The organism is Burkholderia singularis, assembly GCF_001718875.1.
Classification (GTDB): domain Bacteria; phylum Pseudomonadota; class Gammaproteobacteria; order Burkholderiales; family Burkholderiaceae; genus Burkholderia; species Burkholderia singularis.
Window position 1 is genome coordinate 1,970,186 of record NZ_CP013449.1, and the last position, 18,653, is coordinate 1,988,838.

General features: G+C 61.7%; 13 protein-coding genes. 5 read left to right on the forward strand and 8 right to left on the reverse strand.

Annotated features, from left to right (window positions below; all coding sequences use genetic code 11):
• Positions 1-9: 9 nt before the first annotated feature.
• The 4 genes from AQ611_RS24010 to AQ611_RS24025 form a co-directional block, all read right to left on the reverse strand.
• Entirely contained in the window at positions 10-4,590 is a 4,581-nt protein-coding gene (locus tag AQ611_RS24010; RefSeq protein ID WP_069236311.1) for a non-ribosomal peptide synthetase, read from the reverse strand.
• Between the two features lie 22 nt (positions 4,591-4,612).
• Positions 4,613-5,848, reverse strand: a complete 1,236-nt coding sequence (locus AQ611_RS24015) for an MFS transporter (RefSeq protein ID WP_083237542.1) — start codon at positions 5,846-5,848, stop codon at positions 4,613-4,615.
• Between the two features lie 199 nt (positions 5,849-6,047).
• Positions 6,048-6,248: an MbtH family protein gene (locus AQ611_RS24020; protein ID WP_059512843.1), complete on the reverse strand. Its 201-nt coding sequence runs from the start codon at positions 6,246-6,248 to the stop codon at positions 6,048-6,050.
• A 649-nt stretch (positions 6,249-6,897) separates the two neighbouring features.
• Positions 6,898-7,746 carry an ureidoglycolate lyase gene (locus AQ611_RS24025; protein WP_069236313.1) on the reverse strand — a complete coding sequence of 283 codons (849 nt, stop codon included), beginning with the start codon at positions 7,744-7,746 and terminating at the stop codon, positions 6,898-6,900.
• Between the two features lie 418 nt (positions 7,747-8,164).
• Here AQ611_RS24025 and AQ611_RS24030 point away from each other — a divergent pair, with 418 nt between their 5' ends.
• Complete coding sequence (locus AQ611_RS24030; protein WP_069236314.1) at positions 8,165-8,989, forward strand: IclR family transcriptional regulator; 825 nt, start codon at positions 8,165-8,167, stop codon at positions 8,987-8,989.
• A 107-nt stretch (positions 8,990-9,096) separates the two neighbouring features.
• Positions 9,097-9,639: a hypothetical protein gene (locus tag AQ611_RS24035; RefSeq protein ID WP_069236315.1), complete on the forward strand. Its 543-nt coding sequence runs from the start codon at positions 9,097-9,099 to the stop codon at positions 9,637-9,639.
• Positions 9,640-9,848: 209 nt separating this feature from the next.
• On the opposite strand, the gene AQ611_RS24040 is transcribed toward AQ611_RS24035, so the two are convergent.
• The 4 genes from AQ611_RS24040 to AQ611_RS24055 all read right to left on the reverse strand — a co-directional run bounded on the left by AQ611_RS24040 (position 9,849) and on the right by AQ611_RS24055 (position 15,399).
• Entirely contained in the window at positions 9,849-12,206 is a 2,358-nt protein-coding gene (locus AQ611_RS24040; RefSeq protein WP_069236502.1) for a GNAT family N-acetyltransferase, read from the reverse strand.
• Between the two features lie 410 nt (positions 12,207-12,616).
• Positions 12,617-12,907, reverse strand: a complete 291-nt coding sequence (locus AQ611_RS24045; protein WP_059512630.1) for an H-NS histone family protein — start codon at positions 12,905-12,907, stop codon at positions 12,617-12,619.
• Positions 12,908-13,005: 98 nt separating this feature from the next.
• The gene (locus AQ611_RS26540; RefSeq protein ID WP_369828210.1) at positions 13,006-13,305 is read right to left on the reverse strand and encodes a hypothetical protein; all 300 of its coding nucleotides are present in this window, start codon (positions 13,303-13,305) and stop codon (positions 13,006-13,008) included.
• Between the two features lie 603 nt (positions 13,306-13,908).
• The gene (locus AQ611_RS24055) at positions 13,909-15,399 is read right to left on the reverse strand and encodes a sigma-54 interaction domain-containing protein (RefSeq protein WP_069236317.1); all 1,491 of its coding nucleotides are present in this window, start codon (positions 15,397-15,399) and stop codon (positions 13,909-13,911) included.
• 243 nt (positions 15,400-15,642) lie between these two features.
• Between AQ611_RS24055 and AQ611_RS24060 the strand changes: the two genes are divergently transcribed.
• The 3 genes from AQ611_RS24060 (at position 15,643) to AQ611_RS24070 (ending at position 18,636) form a co-directional block, all read left to right on the forward strand.
• Positions 15,643-17,046 (forward strand): GntP family permease, encoded by a 1,404-nt coding sequence (locus tag AQ611_RS24060; protein ID WP_069236318.1) that lies wholly within the window; start codon positions 15,643-15,645, stop codon positions 17,044-17,046.
• 161 nt (positions 17,047-17,207) lie between these two features.
• On the forward strand, positions 17,208-17,477 hold the full coding sequence (locus tag AQ611_RS24065) for a hypothetical protein (protein WP_059512624.1): 270 nt from the start codon (positions 17,208-17,210) through the stop codon (positions 17,475-17,477).
• 175 nt (positions 17,478-17,652) lie between these two features.
• Positions 17,653-18,636 carry a DedA family protein/thiosulfate sulfurtransferase GlpE gene (locus AQ611_RS24070; RefSeq protein WP_069236319.1) on the forward strand — a complete coding sequence of 328 codons (984 nt, stop codon included), beginning with the start codon at positions 17,653-17,655 and terminating at the stop codon, positions 18,634-18,636.
• Positions 18,637-18,653: the final 17 nt, after the last annotated feature.

Sequence of the window (18,653 nt, forward strand, 5' to 3'; positions counted from 1 at the left end):
GAAGTCCGGCTATGCGACGGACCGGGCGGAACGCAACGCCTTTCTCGGCTGACGTAGGGCCGGGGGCTCGAAGCGCCTGGTCACCGTAATCGATGGATCGGCAGATGCCGACTCAAACAACTCAACCAGGCTTTCCAGATATCCGCGAATCGTCGCGTCGGTGAAGAGATCGGTCGAATACTCGATGGCTATCGCCATGCCGTCCACGCCCGCGCGCAATGCGAACGACAAATCGAACTTGGCGGTTTGCGCCGGAATGGCGATCTCCCGCGCCGGAGTGCCATCGAGAATCCACATCTGATCGTCCGTTTCGCAAGTCACACACACCTGAAACACCGGATGCCAGCCGAGTGAACGTGCCGGCTCCAGCGCCTCGACCAATCGGTCGAACGGCAGATCCGCATGATCGAGCGCGTCGGCCACATGCCGCTGCGTTTGCTCGACTGCCGTATGAAACGTCATTTTTTCGTCGAAACGGCTGCGCAACACCAGCATGTTCGTGAAAAGACCGATCGTGTCCTCGAATTCGGCACGGCTGCGTCCGGCAACGGGATAACCAATGCAGATGTCGCGCGCTCCACTGATCCGGTGCAGCAGCACGCTCACGGCGGTCAAAAACACGACGAACAGCGTCGTGGATTCGTCGCGAGCCAGTGCGGAAAAATTCGCTGCGGTGGCCGGCGGCAGCGTCGTTTGCACGATTTCGCCGGCGTAGCTGCTGACGATCGGACGCGGCTTGTCGAGTGGCAGCTCCAGCAACGCGGGTGCCCCCGCCAACACATCACGCCAGTAGCTGAAATCCTCGGCCATTGCGTTGCGCGCATAAACGTCGCGCTGCCATTGCGCAAAATCGCGGTATTGGGCGCGCACGTCAGGCAACCCATGCGCACCGCCATGCTTGAAAGCGCGATAAAGCGCGTCAAGCTCGCGCGCCATGACCTGCGCGGACCATCCGTCAATCACAATATGATGAATCCCGAGCAGCAGCGCGTACCGATCGCGCGCCAGGCGCACCAACGTCGCGTGCAGGAGCGGCCCTCGCGCAAGATCGAACGTCTGCGCGGTGAATGTTCGGGTGAGGTCGTCGAACTTTGCCGATTTCTCTTCGTCATCGAGCGTCGTCAGATCTTCCCATCCGAGATCGAATCGTGCGGAATCGGCAATGCGCTGGCATGCCTGCCCGTCGACCTCGACGAACGTCGTTCTCAACGCTTCGTGCCGGGCCACCAGCGCGTTGAATCCAGCGTCGAGCGCCGCACGGTCGATTTGGCTGTCGAACGCCAAAATATAGCGAATCGAATACGATGCATTGCCTCCCGCAATCTTGTCGACAAAATACAAGCCGGCCTGAGGCGCGCTCAACGGTATCGGAGCTTCGCGGTTCGTCACGTCGACAAGCGGCATCAAACCGCTGCTCGACGTATCACGTACAGCGTGTTCGAGTGCTTGCGCACATTCCATCAACGTACTGTTGCCAAGTAAAACGGAAAGCGGCAGCTTTCGCCCGATCTCCTGCTCGCATTTCGCCAATAAGCGGATTGCGCCAAGGGAACTTCCGCCGTTCCCGTAAAAGCTCTCGTCCGTCGATAACGAATCGACGTTCAACAGCTCGCGAATCAGCTCAAAAAAACGTGCTGTTGTCCCGGTAACGAACTCGCTTCCTTGCGCTGGCGCTGCGTTTTTCTCGCGCGCACGTTGGCGCAGTGCGTTGACGTCCGGTTTGCCGTGCGACGTAAGCGGAATGTCCGGCACGTCGTAGATGCGCTTCGGCGACAAATAGGCGGGCAGCTTGTCATCCATCCAACGCCGAATTCCGCGGACCCGAGTTCCGGCATCGCCCGGCTCGAGCACGACGTAGGCCACCAGCCGCTTTTGCCCCAATCCGTCTTCTTCGACGTCCGCCACGGCCTCCTTGACGTCCGGGTGCTCGAGCAGCTTGGCCAGCACCTCGCCAAACTCGACACGAAATCCGTCGATCTTGATCTGGCCGTCGCGTCGACCCTTGTACCGAATACGGCCGTTCGAATCCCAGATGCAAACGTCGCCCGTCCGGTACAACCGGCTTCCCGGCACGCCATCGAACGGATTCGGCACGAACCGCTCGGCTGTTAATTCGGGCTGCCGATAATATCCTCTGGCGAGCCCGGCGCCACCGAGATACAGTTCGCCTTGTACCCCGACCGGCACCGGCTGCATATCCTCATCCAGGATATATGCGCCGGTGTTTGCAAACGGGCGGCCGATCGGAACGTCACCGTCGCGGATATCGTCGTCTTGCACAACATGCGTGCAGCTCAGCGTCGTGACTTCGGTGGGGCCGTAGCCGTTGATCAGCTCGGCTCGCACGCCCGCTTGCCGCAGTCTGAGCAACGCGGCCGCATCCGCGCGATCGCCGCCGAAGATGATGTGCTCGACATCGACGAACATTTCCGGCATCTCGTGCGACAGCCGCGACAGCAGCGTGCTCGCGAAATTGATCGCCTTGATCCGGTGCCGCTGTAAAAACGCGCTAAACTCGGCCGGGCTCAATACCAAGTGGTTTTCAACCAGCGCCACCGCTCCGCCGTGCAGCAGCGCGCCCCAAATTTCCAGCGTCGAAGGATCGAACGACGCGCTTGCAAGCTGCGGGATCGTCAAGCCGCGCTCGAACGGCAAAAACGGATTCGATATCACGAGCCGCGCAATCGCGCGATGATCGATCGCGACGCCCTTGGGGCGTCCGGTGGAGCCCGACGTATACATCACATAGGCAAGTTGCGCGGGCGACTCGAGACGCGGCGGATTCGCGATCGCGCCGGATACGTCGGCGGACCCCGGTTTCAGGTCGTCGAGTTCGACGAGCGTCAACTCTTCGGGGCGCTCCAGCAATGCGGCTCGAAACTCCGATTCGAGCACGACGGTTTCGATGCCTGAGTCGTTCAGCAGATATGACAAACGCTCCGCTTGATAGTTGGCATCCAGCGGAACGTAGCAGCCGCCCGCCTTCAGGATCCCGAGAATGCCGACGACCATGTCGAACCCGCGTCCAACGAGCAACCCCACCGGCGTTTCGCTATCGACGCCGAGCGCTCTGAGCCGCCACGCGAGCCGGTTCGCCGCCACGTTCAGCTCGCGGTACGTCATATGGCGAACACCGTCGATCAGCGCGGCACAATCGGGCGTGCGTTCCGCCTGCGCTTCGAACAATCCGGCCACCGTGATCGGCGGCAATTCGCGTGCCGGGCCGGAGCCTTTTTGCAACAACCAGTCGCGCCGCTCGTCGCTCAGAAGACGCAGGCGCCCCACTGTCTGATCGGGATCGGCAGCGGCGCACTCAATCAATAGCGTCAGTTGCTCCAGCATGCGGCCGATCGATGCGCGCTCGAACAGCTCCGTGCTGTATTCGGCCTTCAAACACCATGGCGCATCGGCGTTCTGCTCGATCGCAAGCAGCAGATCGAATTTCGACGTATGCGTCGGAATATTGACGTCGAGCGCGAACACGCCGTCGAGCGACCACATCCTTTCGTTCGCCTCGTGCGTGACGCATACCTGAAACAGCGGATGCCATCCAAGCGAGCGCACCGGCTGCAACGCCTCAACGAGCTGATCGAACGGCAAATCCGCATGGGCAAACGCATCGAACACTTGATGCTGGGTTCGCTCCACGGCCTGTCGGAAGGTCGTCTGTCCGTCGTGACGGCTGCGCAGCACGAGCATGTTCGTGAAGAGGCCGATCGTATCCTCGAATTCCCCACCACTTCGGCCCGCCACCGGATAGCCGATGCAAATGTCGCGCTCGCAACTGATTCGATGCAACAATATCCGTGCGAACGTCATGAACAGCACGAACGGCGTCACGGCCATCGCATCGATCAGCGCCGAGAAGCCGGCAGCTACATCTGGCGGCAGCTCGGTCCGCACGATCTCGCCCGCATAATTCCGGGCAGCCGGGCGCGGCTTGTCGAACGGCAGTTCCAACAACGCCGGCGCATCGCTCAACGTCTCGCGCCAGTAAGCCAAATCGTCGGCCATGCCGTCTTGCGTGTATGCGTCGCGCTGCCACTGCGCGAAATCGCGATATTGAACGGCCATTTCCGGCAAACCGTGCTCGACGTCATGCTTGAATGCGCGATACAGCGCATCGAGCTCATGTGCCATCACATGCGCGGACCACCCATCGAATACGATGTGGTGAACGCCGAGCAGCAGCGTATGGCGCGCGTTCGCCAAGCGCATCAACGTCGCGCGCATCAGCGGGCCTGCCGCAAGATCGAATCGCCGTGCGGCAAATTCACGCGTGATTTCGTCCGCTTTTGCCGCTCGCGCTGCATCGTCGAATTCGGATAGATCTTCCCATCCGAGTTCGCACCGCATCGCGTCGACGACATGCTGGCACACCTGCCCGTCGATCTCGACGAACGTCGTGCGCAACGCCTCGTGCCTGCGGATCAGCGCATTGAGCGCCGCCTCCAATGCGGCCCGGTCGATCTCTGCGTTGAACTCCAACGTGTAGGGCACCAAATAAAGCGCCGCGTCACTGCCTATCTTGTCGAAGAAATAAATTCCTTCTTGCCCATATGCGCACGGAAACACGTTCGTCATTTTCATGATGCGGGTTCCGCTGTTGGAGTTAATCGGCCGAATAAGCCAGATCGATCGGACGCCAAAACAACGCCGCACCCCATAACAGCGTGGCGGCAACGCTAACGGCGCCAATCACGTAGAACGCCTTGTCGTTCGGCATCACGCCGAACAGCGCACCGCCGATCAACGCTCCGACCGGCATCGCACCCCAGACGATCAAACGAATGGCGGACGTCATTCTCCCGAGCAGCGGCTCGGGCGTGACCTCCTGGCGCAACGTCATCTGCATGATCGAGGCGATCGTCGACGTTCCGCCCATCACGGCGAGTGCGCCCCCCGCTATCGCCAGATCGACGAGCGCCGACGATTTCGCGAGCGGAATTGCCAGAATCGATATGACCGAGACGAGCTGCATCGAAGCCAACACCGGCAGCGGCCCCATCCGGCGGCGCAGCATCGGCGTAAGCGGCGCGCTGACGGCCGCACCGATTCCCAGGCAGCTCAACACGATGCCAATCTGCGTGGCAGACGCGCCGACGGTTTTTTGCAGCCACAAGTACAAGCCTGGCAGCAACGCAAAATAGGCGATGTGCCAAATCACACCTCCCAGCGCGATCAGCACCAGCAGCCGGTTCGTCAAGACGAAGACCAAGCCCTTCTTCAGCGCGGGAAAAAACCGCTCGCCGACGGCAGCAGCGGTGTTTTTTTCCGGCTCGTGCCGCACGAAGCAGATCAGGAGAAACGACCACAAATAGGACAGCGCGTCCAACAGGATCGCGCCGGGCGCGCCGATCAGCGACATAATCGAACCGGCAACACTGGGACCGATCGTCTCCGCCACGGACTGCGTCATCGCCAGCCGGCTGTTTCCTTGCGACAACTCGCTCTTCTCTATCACGGTCGGCACATAGGACCAGAACGCCGTGTCGAAAAATACGCTAAGCGACGACACCGTGAACGCGACCGCATAGAGGCTGAATGCGTGCAGCAGGTCCAGCCAATACAGCAACGGCACCAACAGCAAAATCGCGAATCTCGCGATGTCGCAGACGATCAGCAACCGGCGACGCGGCATTCGATCGACCAGCACGCCGGCAAACAAACCAAACAGCACCGTCGGGAGACCTTCGAGCGACAACAGGAAGCCGAGCTGGATCGCGGAAAAATGCAAATTCTGGACGGCAAAAAGCGGGATGACCACTTGAGATATCTGGCTGCCGACAGCCGATGTGCCATGTGCCAGCCAAAGAAGACCGAAGGTCCTTCCCGGATTCTTTCCCATTCAGCAATCTCCCGACGGGCAATTCACCGCTCGATAAAACAAATCAATGGCGATGCGTTGTCCCGGCTTCCTGCGGCGAAAAACCTTCGCGCATCAGCCATGTGGAATTGACGGATCGACACGGTACTGCCGCCATCGGTTCGCCCCAAACCGACAAGCAAAACCGTGACGGGAAAACATCGGCGCACAACACGCCGACTCAGTCTTTCGAACCCGCCTGCTCCATCGCAAGCCGCAGGCTTCTGGGCCGCATATCGGTCCACACGTCCTTGATGTGATCAAGGCAGGCTTCTTTCGATCCACGGTAGCCGCTCGCCCGCCAGCCGGCGGGAATCACCTTGCCTTCAGGCCAAACAGAGTATTGTTCTTCGTCATTGAGCACCACGATGTAATCCGCCATCCGAATCTCCATCAATAATGGTCAAGTCAATGCGCGGTTACGCTGGAACCTCATGCCCCATTCAGATTGGAATCAGACATTTCCCAGACGATGATTTGGCGAATAAATCGCCTTGATTCAATTGAGCCCGATTGACTTTTTTTAGATACGACGACAAACCAATCAGGCGGCTCAAAATCTAAATGCACGTTTATCTTGAAATAAACGTGCCTACCGCATAGGCATGAAAAATACTTCGCAATCCTTGTAGTTTTCACACAAGGTGCGTCGATACGGAAACATCGGAAGGAGTCTATTGCGCGTTTCGCAGATGATACGTCATCCGACATTCGCTCATCAAACTTTTTTTCCTGACCCACTCCCGCGGCGATAAAAGACCGTTGAATCGGGGATGGCGGATTGCTCGTCGGCGCGACGTTGAACGATCAGATATTTTTCCACCAAATCCTGATCTCGAAGAAACCGCTCGACAATCGGTTCATCGCTCTTCGCACGCCGATCGGATGAACCGCACCGCGTCAAATCCGATTATCTCGGGAAATCCGGCAAGCAGCGCGGCGAATACCGGTCGCGTTGAATCGGCATATCAGCGCAGATCCCGAGGCTGCGCCTAGGCCGAATGCGAATTACGCCGGCAGCGCGGCGCCGATTACGTGGCCGCGCGCGTCAACTGCACCTGCTCGCCGAGCCCCGTCACGCCATAGCGCACTGTCTGCCCCGGCTTCAGATAGACAGGCGAAGGCTTCACGCCCATCCCGACGCCAGGCGGCGTGCCGGTCGCGATCACGTCGCCGGGATGCAGACTCATGCAACGCGACAGATACGCAATCAGGCTCGCGACCGAAAACACCATCGTGCCCGTATTGCCGTTCTGATAGCGATGGCCATCGACGTCGAGCCATAAATCGAGTGCTTGCGGATCGGCGATTTCGTCGCGCGTGACGAGCCACGGGCCGATCGGCCCGAACGTGTCGAAGCCCTTGCCCTTATCCCACTGGCCGCCGCGATTGACCTGCCATTCGCGCTCGGAAACGTCATTGATCACGCAATAGCCGGCGACGTATGACAGCGCGTCGGCCTCGTCGACGTTCTTGCACACACGGCCGATCACGACGCCGAGTTCGACCTCCCAATCGGTCTTCGTCGAGCCGCGCGGAATTTCGATGCCGTCATACGGGCCGCAAACCGCGCTCGTCCACTTGCCGAACACGATGGGCTCTTTCGGCACCGGCAGCCTCGCTTCGGCAGCATGGTCCGCGTAGTTCAGGCCGATGCAGACGAACTTGCCGATCCGGCCCACGCATGCGCCGATGCGCGGCTCGCCCGACACGCGCGGCAGCGACGCGAAATCGGTGTCGCGCAATCGCGCCAGGCTCGCGTCGGACAGCGCATCGCCCGCGATGTCGTCAATCAGCGAGGACAGGTCACGGAGATGGCCGTCGGCGTCGAGCACACCCGGCTTTTCATGCCCCTTGGGGCCGTATCGCAGCAATTTCATAACGAGCGGTCTCCCGGTTCGCTTCAAACAAAAACAAGCGGCTGCCTTCCGGCCTGCCGCTGCCCGGCACGCATTGCGCGAGTCTTTTGTACCATCCGCGACGCTCGATGGGACATCGCGCGGCAGATAACGATTATTGGAGCAAACGCTGTTCGCGCCTTTTCCGATACTCGCTTCGACGTCAGTCGGCAGTCGGTAGGAGTCGGTACTTTGCACGCATATACTCGTTGTGTGCTACTGTTTTATTCAAATTTCTTGAAAAAATATCATATAAAGTTCGAATCAATTGGGTATCATGACGATTAACGCTGCTGCTTAGTTAACGCATGAACCGACGTTATGCCGGTAGGCATCGCGCGACGCTGGAACGCGTGTCGCAACGCCATCGGTGCGCGGCGGTTCGCGAGCTTTATCAAGAATGAATTCGATGAACCACCAACCGGCCGCGGGCGACGCAGAACCGCGCGAGGGCAAAGAAGCCGGACGCTATCGCGCGCCCGCGCTCGACAAAGGGCTCGATATCCTCGAGCTGCTCGCCGATCAGCGCGAAGGGCTAACGCGTGCGGAAATCACCAAACATCTCGGCCGCAACGCGAGCGAAATCTACCGGATGCTCGAGCGCCTCGTCGCGCGCCACTACGTGGTGCGCTCGGCAAACGGCGAGCGCTATACGCTCAGCCTGAAGCTCTATGCGCTCGCGCATCGCCACCCGCCGCTCAAGCGGCTGATCACGGCAGCCCTGCCGCCGATGCAGCGCTTTGCCGACGCCGCCGAACAATCGTGCCACCTGTGCGTCTACGACCGCGGCAATCTGCTCGTGATCGCGCAAGTCGAGGGCCCTGGCCCGTGCGTGATTTCGGTCAGGCTCGGTACGCGGGTGAGACTCGTCGAGTCTGCGTCCGGCCCGGTGCTGCTCACATTCCAGACGGATGAGCAACGCGCGCAGATGCTTGCCGAGCACGCAAAAACGAACAGCGAAACCGCGCCCGACATGCACGCGCTAAACCCACTCATCGCCAGCATCCACACCGCCGGTTCATTGCGCCGGGACAGCCGCCAGGCGTGCGGCGTCATCGATATTTCGTATCCGGTGCTCGGCCCATTCGGCCAGGCGATCGCCGCCCTCACCTGCCCGTACATGCGGCGCATCGACACCCATGCCGCGCCTTCGATCGACGAAGTCGACGCACGGCTGCGCGATGCGGCAACGCACCTGTCGATGATCAGCGGCCAATCGGCGTGAGCACACGCCGGCACGCACGCCCCAATCGGTCTGCGCCCCACCGCTGCTAAAATGGCGCCCCTTTCAAATCACCGCCCGCCGTCGACGGCGGGCGTCTCACGGATGTCATGGCCAAACTTCTGAACGACCTCGAATTCCAACGTTTCTCCGAACTTCAGCAGAAGCAGGCGAGTTTCACGATCTCCGCCGAAGAAGCCGACGAGCTGCGCGATATCGTTGCGCGCGCGCAAAAAAAGCGCGACGACCGTGCTTGCGCCATGCGGACCATCGAAGACTACATCGCACAATTCGACATCACGCCGGACGAGCTGTTTTCGCCCGATCAAATCGGCGAGGCGGCACGGACGTATGGGCTGATTCCGGCCGGCAAGAAAGAGCGCTCGCTGCCGCCGTCGATCACGTTCAACGGCAAGCCGTATCAATGGACGAAGACGCTGCCCGACGAAGTGCGGCAACCGCTGTTCGACACATTCAAGGCCGGCGAATCGATCAAGCGCTTCCTCGCGATGCCCAAGGATACGGCCCGCTGCGCGCTGACCGTCGCGCGCCTCGAGCGTGAGACGGGCGCGGTCTATCCGGATGCGCTGCTCGACGAACTCGCGATATCACGCATGCAAGTGGAAGAAGCCGCGGCAAAGCTCGCGGCCTGAAGCCGTCCGCGCGCAGGCTCGCGCCAGATGATCGGCCCGAGCGTGCCTGAAACCAGGCACGCTCGGCAGATACGCCGGGCGGCTCGCCGATACCGCGCCGCGCAAGTGCACGCAGGCACCGGCGAACCGGTATTCAAGCATTCCGAACCTTCCCGTAAAATCTCACCTTGCGCATGCCTGCCGCTCCCGCAAACTCTCACCGTCAGCGATCAAGCCGGCTGCAACTTCAGCCGAAAGCCCACGACTCCCGGTTCTCCCGTCGCCGCAACGGTGAATCCGCAGTGCTTGGCCAGTGCGATCATCGCCGCGTTCTCGCGCAATGCCTCGCCGACCATCCACGCGGTGCCGCGCGAGCGCGCGTAGTCGATGATGCACGAGAGAAGCAGCCGCCCGAGCCCCTTGCCCTTCTGATCCGGACGCACCGCGATCGCGAATTCCGTTGTTTCGTTATCCGGATCAGTAACGGCACGCACGACGCCCAGCGTCGTCGTATGACCGCGCGACCCACTGGTTGTCGCGATCAGCGCCATCTCGCGGTCGTAATCGATCTGCGTCATGCGCGCGATTTGAGAATGATCGAAATCGCGCACCGCGCCGAAAAAACGCATCCGCAAATCGTCCGGCGTCATCGCACTCAGCAATTCACGATGCGCGGCCTCGTCTTCCGGACGAATCGGCCGCACCGTCAAACGCTCGCCGCGCCAATCGAGCTGCTGCTCCAGATAACGCGGATATGGGACGATCGCGAGCCGGCTGCGCCCTTTCGCGAACCCGATACGCGGGCCGAGCGCGACGACTCGCTCGCTCAGCACCCGTAACACGAGCGTCATCCGCACGACCTCGCGCACCTCGCACACCGCTTGCGACAGTGCCGTCAGCGCGTGAAGCAGCGGCTGCGTCGGCGCGCGGTGCGCATATGGCGAACGCGCGACCACCGCTCGCGCGAGCACGGTATTGAACGGCGGCAGCCCATACACGACGAACGGCGCGCGCATGCTGTCCACCGCCGGCACCGAATAGCGGAATACCGGCCCGAAGTTCGGATCGTCGTACAGATCGACCGTGATGTCGACGATTGCCTCGCCGCCATGCGCATCACTCGCACGCTCGATGCCGAAGCGGGCAAGCCAGTCAAGAGCCGCATCGCCTTCGAGCGAATCACGCCCCTGCGCCAGCGTCACGGATGCGACTTGCTGCGCGGCGGCGATCGATGCAGGCGGCTGCGGCGGCATTCCCTCCGGCGTTTGCATCAGCAATTCGCGGCCAAGCTGATAGTCGACAAGACGCGCATGCGCGCGTGCGAGCCGCTGCGGCGTCGTATGCACCGGAATGCCATGCTCGTGCAATGCATCGCGCATCTGCGCATCGAGACCACCCAGAAAGCACGCGAGCATCCCGTGGGGCGCGAACTGGCGCGAACGGATCAGCACGTTCGCCACATCGCGAGCGGGTGCGCTATGCGACGTCGCGTGAACGACGAACACCGCGCCCGTTTGCGGATGCTTCGCGAGCGCTTTCAATGCCGCCTCGAAATATTCCGGACGTGCATCGTCGCCGAGCAGTAAAGGATTGCGCGCGGCGATGCTCGCGGGCAACGCGCGGCCCACGTCGTCAAGCACGGCGGGCGGCCAATGCGCAAGGGTTTCGCCTGCCGCCGACAGCGCATCGACCGCGAGCTTCGCGACACCGGTATCGCTCGTGACGAGCGATACCGTGCCGCTCGCAACTGCGCGGCCGACGCCGAGCGTTTCGATTTCGTCGAGAAGATCGTCGAACGCGTCGACGCGCACGATCCCTGCCCGCTGGAACGCGGCGGTATAAAAAAGATCGCCCGCATCGCCGCGCCCGGTTCGCAGCGCAAGCACCGGCTTGTTGCGCGCCGCCGCGCGCGCGGCCGACATGAACTTGCGCGCGGATTTCACTGTATCGAGTTCGAGCAGGATCGCGCGCGTTGCGGTGTCGCTCGCCAGATAATCGAGCACGTCGGCAGCATCGACATCCGCTTCGGCGCCCAGCGCGAGCGCATGCGAAAAACCCAGTCCGCGCGCATGCGCCCAGCCGAGCACGGCGTTGGTCAGCGCATTCGATTGAGACACCCATGCGACTGCGCCCGCTTTCGCGATGCACGCGGGCGCACCAAAGTGCGCGTTCAACGCCGGCGACACCACCCCCAGACTGCCCGGCCCAACGATTCGCAGCAGATGCGGCTTCGCCGCGGCGAGCGCGCGCTCCAGCGCGCCGCGGTCGGCATTCGAACGAACTTCGCCGACGATGACGGCCGCCCGAGCGCCTAAGCCGCCAAGCTTGCGCACGATGCCCGGCCACGTGGCGGGCGGCGTGCAGATGAGCGCCACCGACGGTGTGCCCGGCAGATGTTCGACGTGCGTATAGACTTTGTATCCGTTCAGTTCTCCATACTTTGGATTGACGGGCCAGATTGGGCCGTCGAACCGGCCATCGAGCACACATGCCCAAACCATTGCGCCGATGCTGCCCGGCCGCGCTGACGCACCGACCACGGCAACGGAAGCCGGCCGGAACAAAGCATCGAGATTACGAACGGTCACGACAACCTCACTGAAAAATTGGATGGCGATCACGCAGGTAACGAAGAGACGTCGCCCATAAATTCACACAATTTCCGTACAGATTAGGTGAAGCGGCGAACATTACCCGTTTGCCAGCCAATTTAATTGACGATGCTCAGAAGACCCGCTGCGCCGCCCATGGCGCAACGCGAACGATCGCAGCCGTCGCGGGTTCGTTAAAGGTGAGGATTTTCGGGAAACAAGGTGAGTGTTTTCGGGATCAAGTAAAACACGCGATAAAACCCCCGTGAATTACCTGGGCTGACACAGTGTAATCCGCCCGAAAATACCGTAAATCAAGCCTTTTACATGCCCAAAACAAAACGGTGCGAACGGCAGGTCTGCCGTTCGCACCGTTTTCAAGGCGCCAAAGGTGAGCGTTTTCGGGATCAATCCTTAATCAGAAAACGATTGCGATTCTTGCCGAGCCACGCCGGCGCACGACCGCGGCCGCTCCACGTTTCGCCCGTCTTAGGATTGAGATACTTCGGCGGCAGCGCCCGTTTGGGCTTCGCGGTGGCCTTCAGGCTTTTAAACCCCAACTCTTCGGGCGTGATGTCATATTCCTCGATCTTCGCCCGAATTTCCGCAATCGCATCGGTGATCGCCTTTTCGCGCTCCTTGTCGATTTTCTGCTGAAGTTTTTCGAGCTGGACGGTCAGTTGCCTATAGGTCGCCATATGAATGATGCTCCGTGTCGTTATTGGATCGAAGTATATGAATCAATTCTGGTCAATCACACATTTTCCGCTTGGCTTTCATATCCCGCAAACGGAGCTCAATAGCCTCTTCCCGCCTTGCACGCGAAGAGAAGGTTGCGCACGCCGTTATCGACCGATTGCTGGATTGTATCGAAGTCGCCGCCACACACGCCTCGCGCATTCTGGATGCAAGTCTCCCAGGGGCCGGCCGCTGGACACTGGACCATCGTGGTCGAGCGCCCATCGGACGTGAACAATGGCGCACTGCCTCCGCAGCCAGAAAGCCCTGCCATTAAAGCAATCAAACAAACCATCCGCAAGAACGCGCCGTATCGCCGCGGCGCCGGCACACCCGTCTGTTTCATGAATTGGCCTATTGCTCAACATTCTTCTTGGACGACGCGAGTATATGCCATGCAACGCGGCAATGGGACACTCGGCGCCCGGTGCGGCTTGCCTGAAGGGCATCGGCGCGAATCGTCTGCAAGCCAAACGAATGCCCGGCCCAATCCGGGCGGCGTATCGAGCCTGCCGCCATCCGTTGCGATCGAACCACACGGCCGTCGATCTTTCGCCATCGGCAAAACAATGCTGAATCGTAATCCAATTGCTCGCAGCGAATAAAGTCACTTCGCCCGTCAATCGCTTTTTTCCAACTTTTTCGCAATCGGATTGTCATATAAATAGCAAATCAGCTCGCAGATGCGATGCTGCGAGCCGGACAATCGCGTCAAGTTCAGTCCGCTTAAGCGCGTTATCCGTCATTTTGCGCGAGGATCATCAACAGTCCGAAGGGAACCGGACAATCGGCAATTGAATGGGCCCGTGCGAAATCGGTTCGCCGCCACTGCGTCTATCCATTCGCCCTGCGCGGCGAATCGGTCAATGATCAACCCGCTTTCATCGCGATGACGAATGCGTCCGGCGGACTGCGCGCATACGCGGGCACACCGATCCGTCTGCCGTTCGCCACGCGCACATCAGGTGCCGATGCCGAGCGCCGCAAGCTTTTTGTAGAACGTCGCGCGCCCGATGCCGATCCGCGCGGCAGCCTCGGTCACCTTGCCGCCGGACGCCGCGAGCGCATCGAGCAGGAAGCGGCGCTCCCACGCGGCGAAGGCGTCGGCGTACAACGCCGCACCGCCGGGAGGGTTCGCGGCGCACGCTGCCGCAATGGGATCGCGCGGCGCGGCGGCAACCGGTTCGCCCGCGCCGCTCGCCGGCCCGAGCAGCGGTGCGAGGGCGTGGGCATCGATCGTCGCACGATCGGACAGCATCAAAGCCCGTTCGAGTGTATTGCGCAGCTCGCGCACATTGCCAGGCCATGGGTATGCGCACAACAGCCGGAGCGCGTCGTCGGTCAGTTCGCAGTGCTCAGCAAGCCGGTGTTGAGCGGCCAGTTCCTCGAGCATCGTGTAAACAAGTGTCTCGATATCGGAAACCCGCTCGCGCAGCGGCGGCGCGTGGATCGTCAGCACGTTCAGCCGATAGTAGAGATCGGCGCGAAAGCGCCCCGCCGCTACGAGCGCCGGCAATTCGGCCGATGTCGCCGCGATGATCCGGACGTTCGCACGGACGATCCGGTTCGAACCAACCGGTTCGAACTCCTTATCCTGCAGCACACGCAACAGCTTGCCCTGCAATGGCAGCGGCATATCGCCGATTTCGTCGAGAAACAGCGTGCCGCCGTCGGCAAGCTCGAACTTGCCGACGCGTCCTTTTCGATCCGCGCCGGTATAGGCGCCCGGCGCCGCGCCAAAGAACTCGGTTTCGAGCAGCGCATCGGGAATCGCCGCGACGTTGACGCTCACGAGCGGCTTCAACGCGCGTGCGGACGCCGCATGAATCGCGTGCGCCAGCAGCTCCTTGCCGGTGCCGGTTTCTCCGAGCAGCAGCACTGGTGAATCAACTTGCGCGGCACGCCTGCCCTGGCGCTTGGTTTCCAGGCTGACCGCGCTCGTGCCGACGAAACTGGCGAACGTATATTTCGGGCGCCGCGCCTGCGCAAGCGAACGCTGCGTCGCGATCAGTTCCTGCTGCACCTGCTGGTAACGCGAAAAGAGCGGCGTCAACGTCTTCAGTTCGTCGAATAGCGCAAAGCCGATTGCGCCGACGGTTTGGCCCATGTCGTCGGTCAGCGGCAGCCGCGTGACGACGAGCGGCTCGCGGCCGGTCTCCATGATGTCGAGCAGGATCGGGCGGCCGGTCTCGACTACCTCGCGCAACAGACTGTGCGGAATCACCGCCTCGCAATCGAGGCCGATCGCCTGCTGCGGATCGGCGTAGCCAAAGCGGGCCGCATAGCGCGGGTTGATCCAGACGACTCGCGCATGCTTGTCGACGATCACCGTGCCGACGCTCGAATGCTCGAACGTCCTGAAAAGCGCTTCGGCGGCACGCCGTAATACATCGCTGTAATCGACGGGCGGCATCATCCAGCCGTCCGAACCATTTATGGTGGTCTGCGTCATCGCTATTCTGTTTTGTCTCCAAACCGGGACGAATTATCTCACTTGCGAGACTTTCCGCTCTACCCCATGAAATCGAGCTGTAGGAAAAGTATGGCGGCACGATCGTCTCGATTGCGAGACGACTTCGGTAGAATCTGCTGCGCACCGGTCCACTTCCGCCATGAAGCGGCCCGCCGGGCGGCTCGTGGCACGATTCCTGCGGCTGCACTTGCACAATAAACAACCAAGATTCAGGAGACGTCCTTGTCATTCATCATCGTTCTCGCCGCGCTGGCCTTTTTGATGTTCGCCGCGTACCGCGGCTACAGCGTGATTCTGTTCGCCCCCGTCGCCGCACTCGGCGCGGTGCTCCTGACCGATCCCGCCGCCGTTGCGCCCGTTTTCTCCGGCATCTTCATGGAAAAGATGGTGGGCTTCGTCAAGCTGTATTTCCCGGTTTTCCTGTTGGGCGCCGTGTTCGGTAAGGTCATCGAACTGTCCGGCTTTTCCGAGTCGATCGTCGCGGCTGCGATCCGTTATATCGGCCGCTCGCGTGCGAATGCGGTGATCGTCGCGGTTTGCGCGCTCCTCACCTATGGCGGCGTGTCGCTGTTCGTCGTGGTGTTCGCCGTCTATCCGTTCGCCGCCGAACTCTATCGCCAGAGCAACATTCCGAAGCGCCTGATGCCGGGTGCGATCGCGCTTGGCGCGTTCTCGTTCACGATGGATTCACTGCCCGGCACGCCGCAGATCCAGAACATCATCCCAACCACGTTCTTCAAGACCACCGCATGGGCCGCGCCCGCGCTCGGCACGATCGGCTCGCTGTTCATCATCGTGGTCGGCCTCACCTATCTCGAATGGCGCCGCCGCTCGGCGCTCGCGAAGGGCGAAGGCTACGGCACGTCGCTCACGAACGAACCGGAGCGCGTCGAAACGCAGTCGCTGCCGCATCCGCTGTTGGCCGTGTCGCCGCTCGTGCTCGTCGGTATCGCGAATTTCGCGCTGACCAAGCTGATCCCGACGTGGTACGGCAGCGCGTCCTACACGGTGCCGGCAAACGTGCTGCCCGGCGTGCACACGCCCGTCACGACGCCGATCAAGACCGTCGTGGCGATCTGGTCGGTGGAGGCAGCGCTGCTGCTCGGCATTCTGCTCGTCGTCGCCACCGCGTTCGCGCGCGTGCGCGAGCGCTTCGCAACCGGTACCAAGGCCGCCGTCGGCGGCGCGCTGCTCGCCGCGATGAACACCGCGTCCGAATACGGCTTTGGCGGCGTCATTGCCGCGCTGCCGGGCTTTATCGTCGTTGGCGACGCGCTGAAGAACATCCCGAATCCGCTCGTCAACGCAGCGGTGTCGGTCAGCTCGCTCGCGGGGATCACCGGTTCGGCCTCGGGCGGCATGAGCATTGCGCTTGCGGCAATGTCCGATCTGTTCATCAAGGGCGCGCAGGCCGCGCAGATTCCGATGGAAGTGCTGCATCGCGTCGTCGCGATGGCAAGCGGCGGCATGGATACGTTGCCGCACAATGGCGCAGTGATCACATTGCTCGCGGTGACCGGGCTTACCCACCGCGAATCGTATCGGGACATCTTCGCCGTCACGGTAATCAAGACGCTCGCTGTCTTCTTCGTGATCGCCGTGTATTACGCGACGGGGCTCGTTTGAGGGGCGCGGCCGGCCCGCGCGCGGGCCGGCATTTCGTCTGATCCGATGCGGCGGCGCACCGTTCAAGTGCACTCGAAAATCTCAATCCTCCCGTCCGGTTCGCGTTAAACTGCGTGGAAACAATCCGTACCATCGATTTCACGACGACGAGGACACGTTCAATGCGCACTACGGGTTCTTCCGGGGCCATGACCCTGCTAACCGAATTCGATCCGGCCGACGGCCGCGAGCTTCGCTCGCTGCGCCTGTCGGCGGCAGAAGACGGCAAAAGCGTACTGCTGATCGAGATCGACGAACGCAAGCCCGGCATTCACCGGGAAGTACGCTACGAAATCACGCCCGCCGAGCTGATTGCCGCGATTCGCTCGCACGGCGCCGAGCTGCCAGGCGAAACGCATGGCGCGGCTTCACTCGCCCGCAGCCCGTCCTGATCCCTCCCCACGGTGAAACTCGGCCCGCTGGCGTTTCACCTATTCCGCCGCGCAGCCGCGCGCGGCGCGCCGCTTTTTCCGTCCTGCCATCCCGTTGAAAATGGCCGATAATCGGCCCATCTAAGCCACTGCTCGCCCGCGTCGCGCGAACGTGCGCCGCTCGACATCGTTCGCCATGCTTCATGATCTCGTCGCCCGTTACGGGCCGCTCATCGTCTTCGCCAACGTGCTCGCCGCCGCAATCGGCCTGCCCGTGCCGGCAATGCCAACGCTCGTACTGTTCGGCGCGATGGCCGCGCTGCATCCGGACATGATCGGCACGCAGGTCGTAACCGTGCTCGCACTATCCGTGCTTGCGGCGTTGCTTGGCGATACCGCGTGGTATATCGCCGGCCGGCGCTATGGCGGCAGCACACTGAAAACGATTTGTCGGCTTTCGCTGTCACGTGATAGCTGCGTGAAAAAAACCGAGCGTTTCTTCGGTCACTATGGCATACGCGTGCTGGCCATCGCCCGCTTCGTGCCTGGCCTGTCGCTCGTCTCGGTGCCGATGGCGGGCGCACTCGGCACACGCTATCGGACATTCGCCGGCTATGACGCGCTCGGCGCCGCGCTGTGGGCCACCTGCGGGTTGCTCGTCGGGTATGTCTGCCATCAGCAGATCGACTGGCTGTTCGCGGGCGCCAGCCGGCTCGGCCGCGCGGCGCTCTTCGTCGTGCTGGCGCTGCTCGCGATTTACATGGCGGTACGCTGGACGCGCCGTCGCGCATTGATTCGTCAGCTCGCCAACGCACGAATCAGCGTCGACGAACTCGACACGCTGCTGCGCGACGCTGCCGCGCCGGTGATTCTCGATGTACGTTCCGCCGAGCACCGCAAGCTCGACCCGTTCTCGATTCCCGGCGCACAGTTCGCGGACGAGCGGCATATCGACGCCATCGTCGCGCGCTATCCGGCCACTCAGAAGTTTGTCGTGTATTGCTCGTGTCCGAACGAGGTGTCCGCCGCGCTGATGGCGAAACGCCTGATCGATGCGGGCTTTGCCAATGCGCTTGCATTGCGCGGTGGCCTCGATGCATGGCGCGATACCGGACGTCAATTGACATCGCTTGCAAACGACGGGCCTGCCGCGGCACCGGCAGAGCCTAAGCCGGCCTGAAACGCGCAAACACGCCG

What these genes read in the sequence shown, in the direction of transcription:
- AQ611_RS24045 (WP_059512630.1), bottom strand. Translation starts at nt 12,907, where the DNA reads ATGGCGACCTATAGGCAACTGACCGTCCAGCTCGAAAAACTTCAGCAG.
- AQ611_RS24055 (WP_069236317.1), bottom strand. Translation starts at nt 15,399, where the DNA reads ATGACGCAGACCACCATAAATGGTTCGGACGGCTGGATGATGCCGCCC.
- AQ611_RS24070 (WP_069236319.1), top strand. Translation starts at nt 17,653, where the DNA reads ATGCTTCATGATCTCGTCGCCCGTTACGGGCCGCTCATCGTCTTCGCC.
- AQ611_RS24035 (WP_069236315.1), top strand. Translation starts at nt 9,097, where the DNA reads ATGGCCAAACTTCTGAACGACCTCGAATTCCAACGTTTCTCCGAACTT.
- AQ611_RS24015 (WP_083237542.1), bottom strand. Translation starts at nt 5,848, where the DNA reads ATGGGAAAGAATCCGGGAAGGACCTTCGGTCTTCTTTGGCTGGCACAT.
- AQ611_RS24030 (WP_069236314.1), top strand. Translation starts at nt 8,165, where the DNA reads ATGAATTCGATGAACCACCAACCGGCCGCGGGCGACGCAGAACCGCGC.
- AQ611_RS24020 (WP_059512843.1), bottom strand. Translation starts at nt 6,248, where the DNA reads ATGGCGGATTACATCGTGGTGCTCAATGACGAAGAACAATACTCTGTT.
- AQ611_RS24025 (WP_069236313.1), bottom strand. Translation starts at nt 7,746, where the DNA reads ATGAAATTGCTGCGATACGGCCCCAAGGGGCATGAAAAGCCGGGTGTG.
- AQ611_RS24065 (WP_059512624.1), top strand. Translation starts at nt 17,208, where the DNA reads ATGCGCACTACGGGTTCTTCCGGGGCCATGACCCTGCTAACCGAATTC.
- AQ611_RS24010 (WP_069236311.1), bottom strand. Translation starts at nt 4,590, where the DNA reads ATGAAAATGACGAACGTGTTTCCGTGCGCATATGGGCAAGAAGGAATT.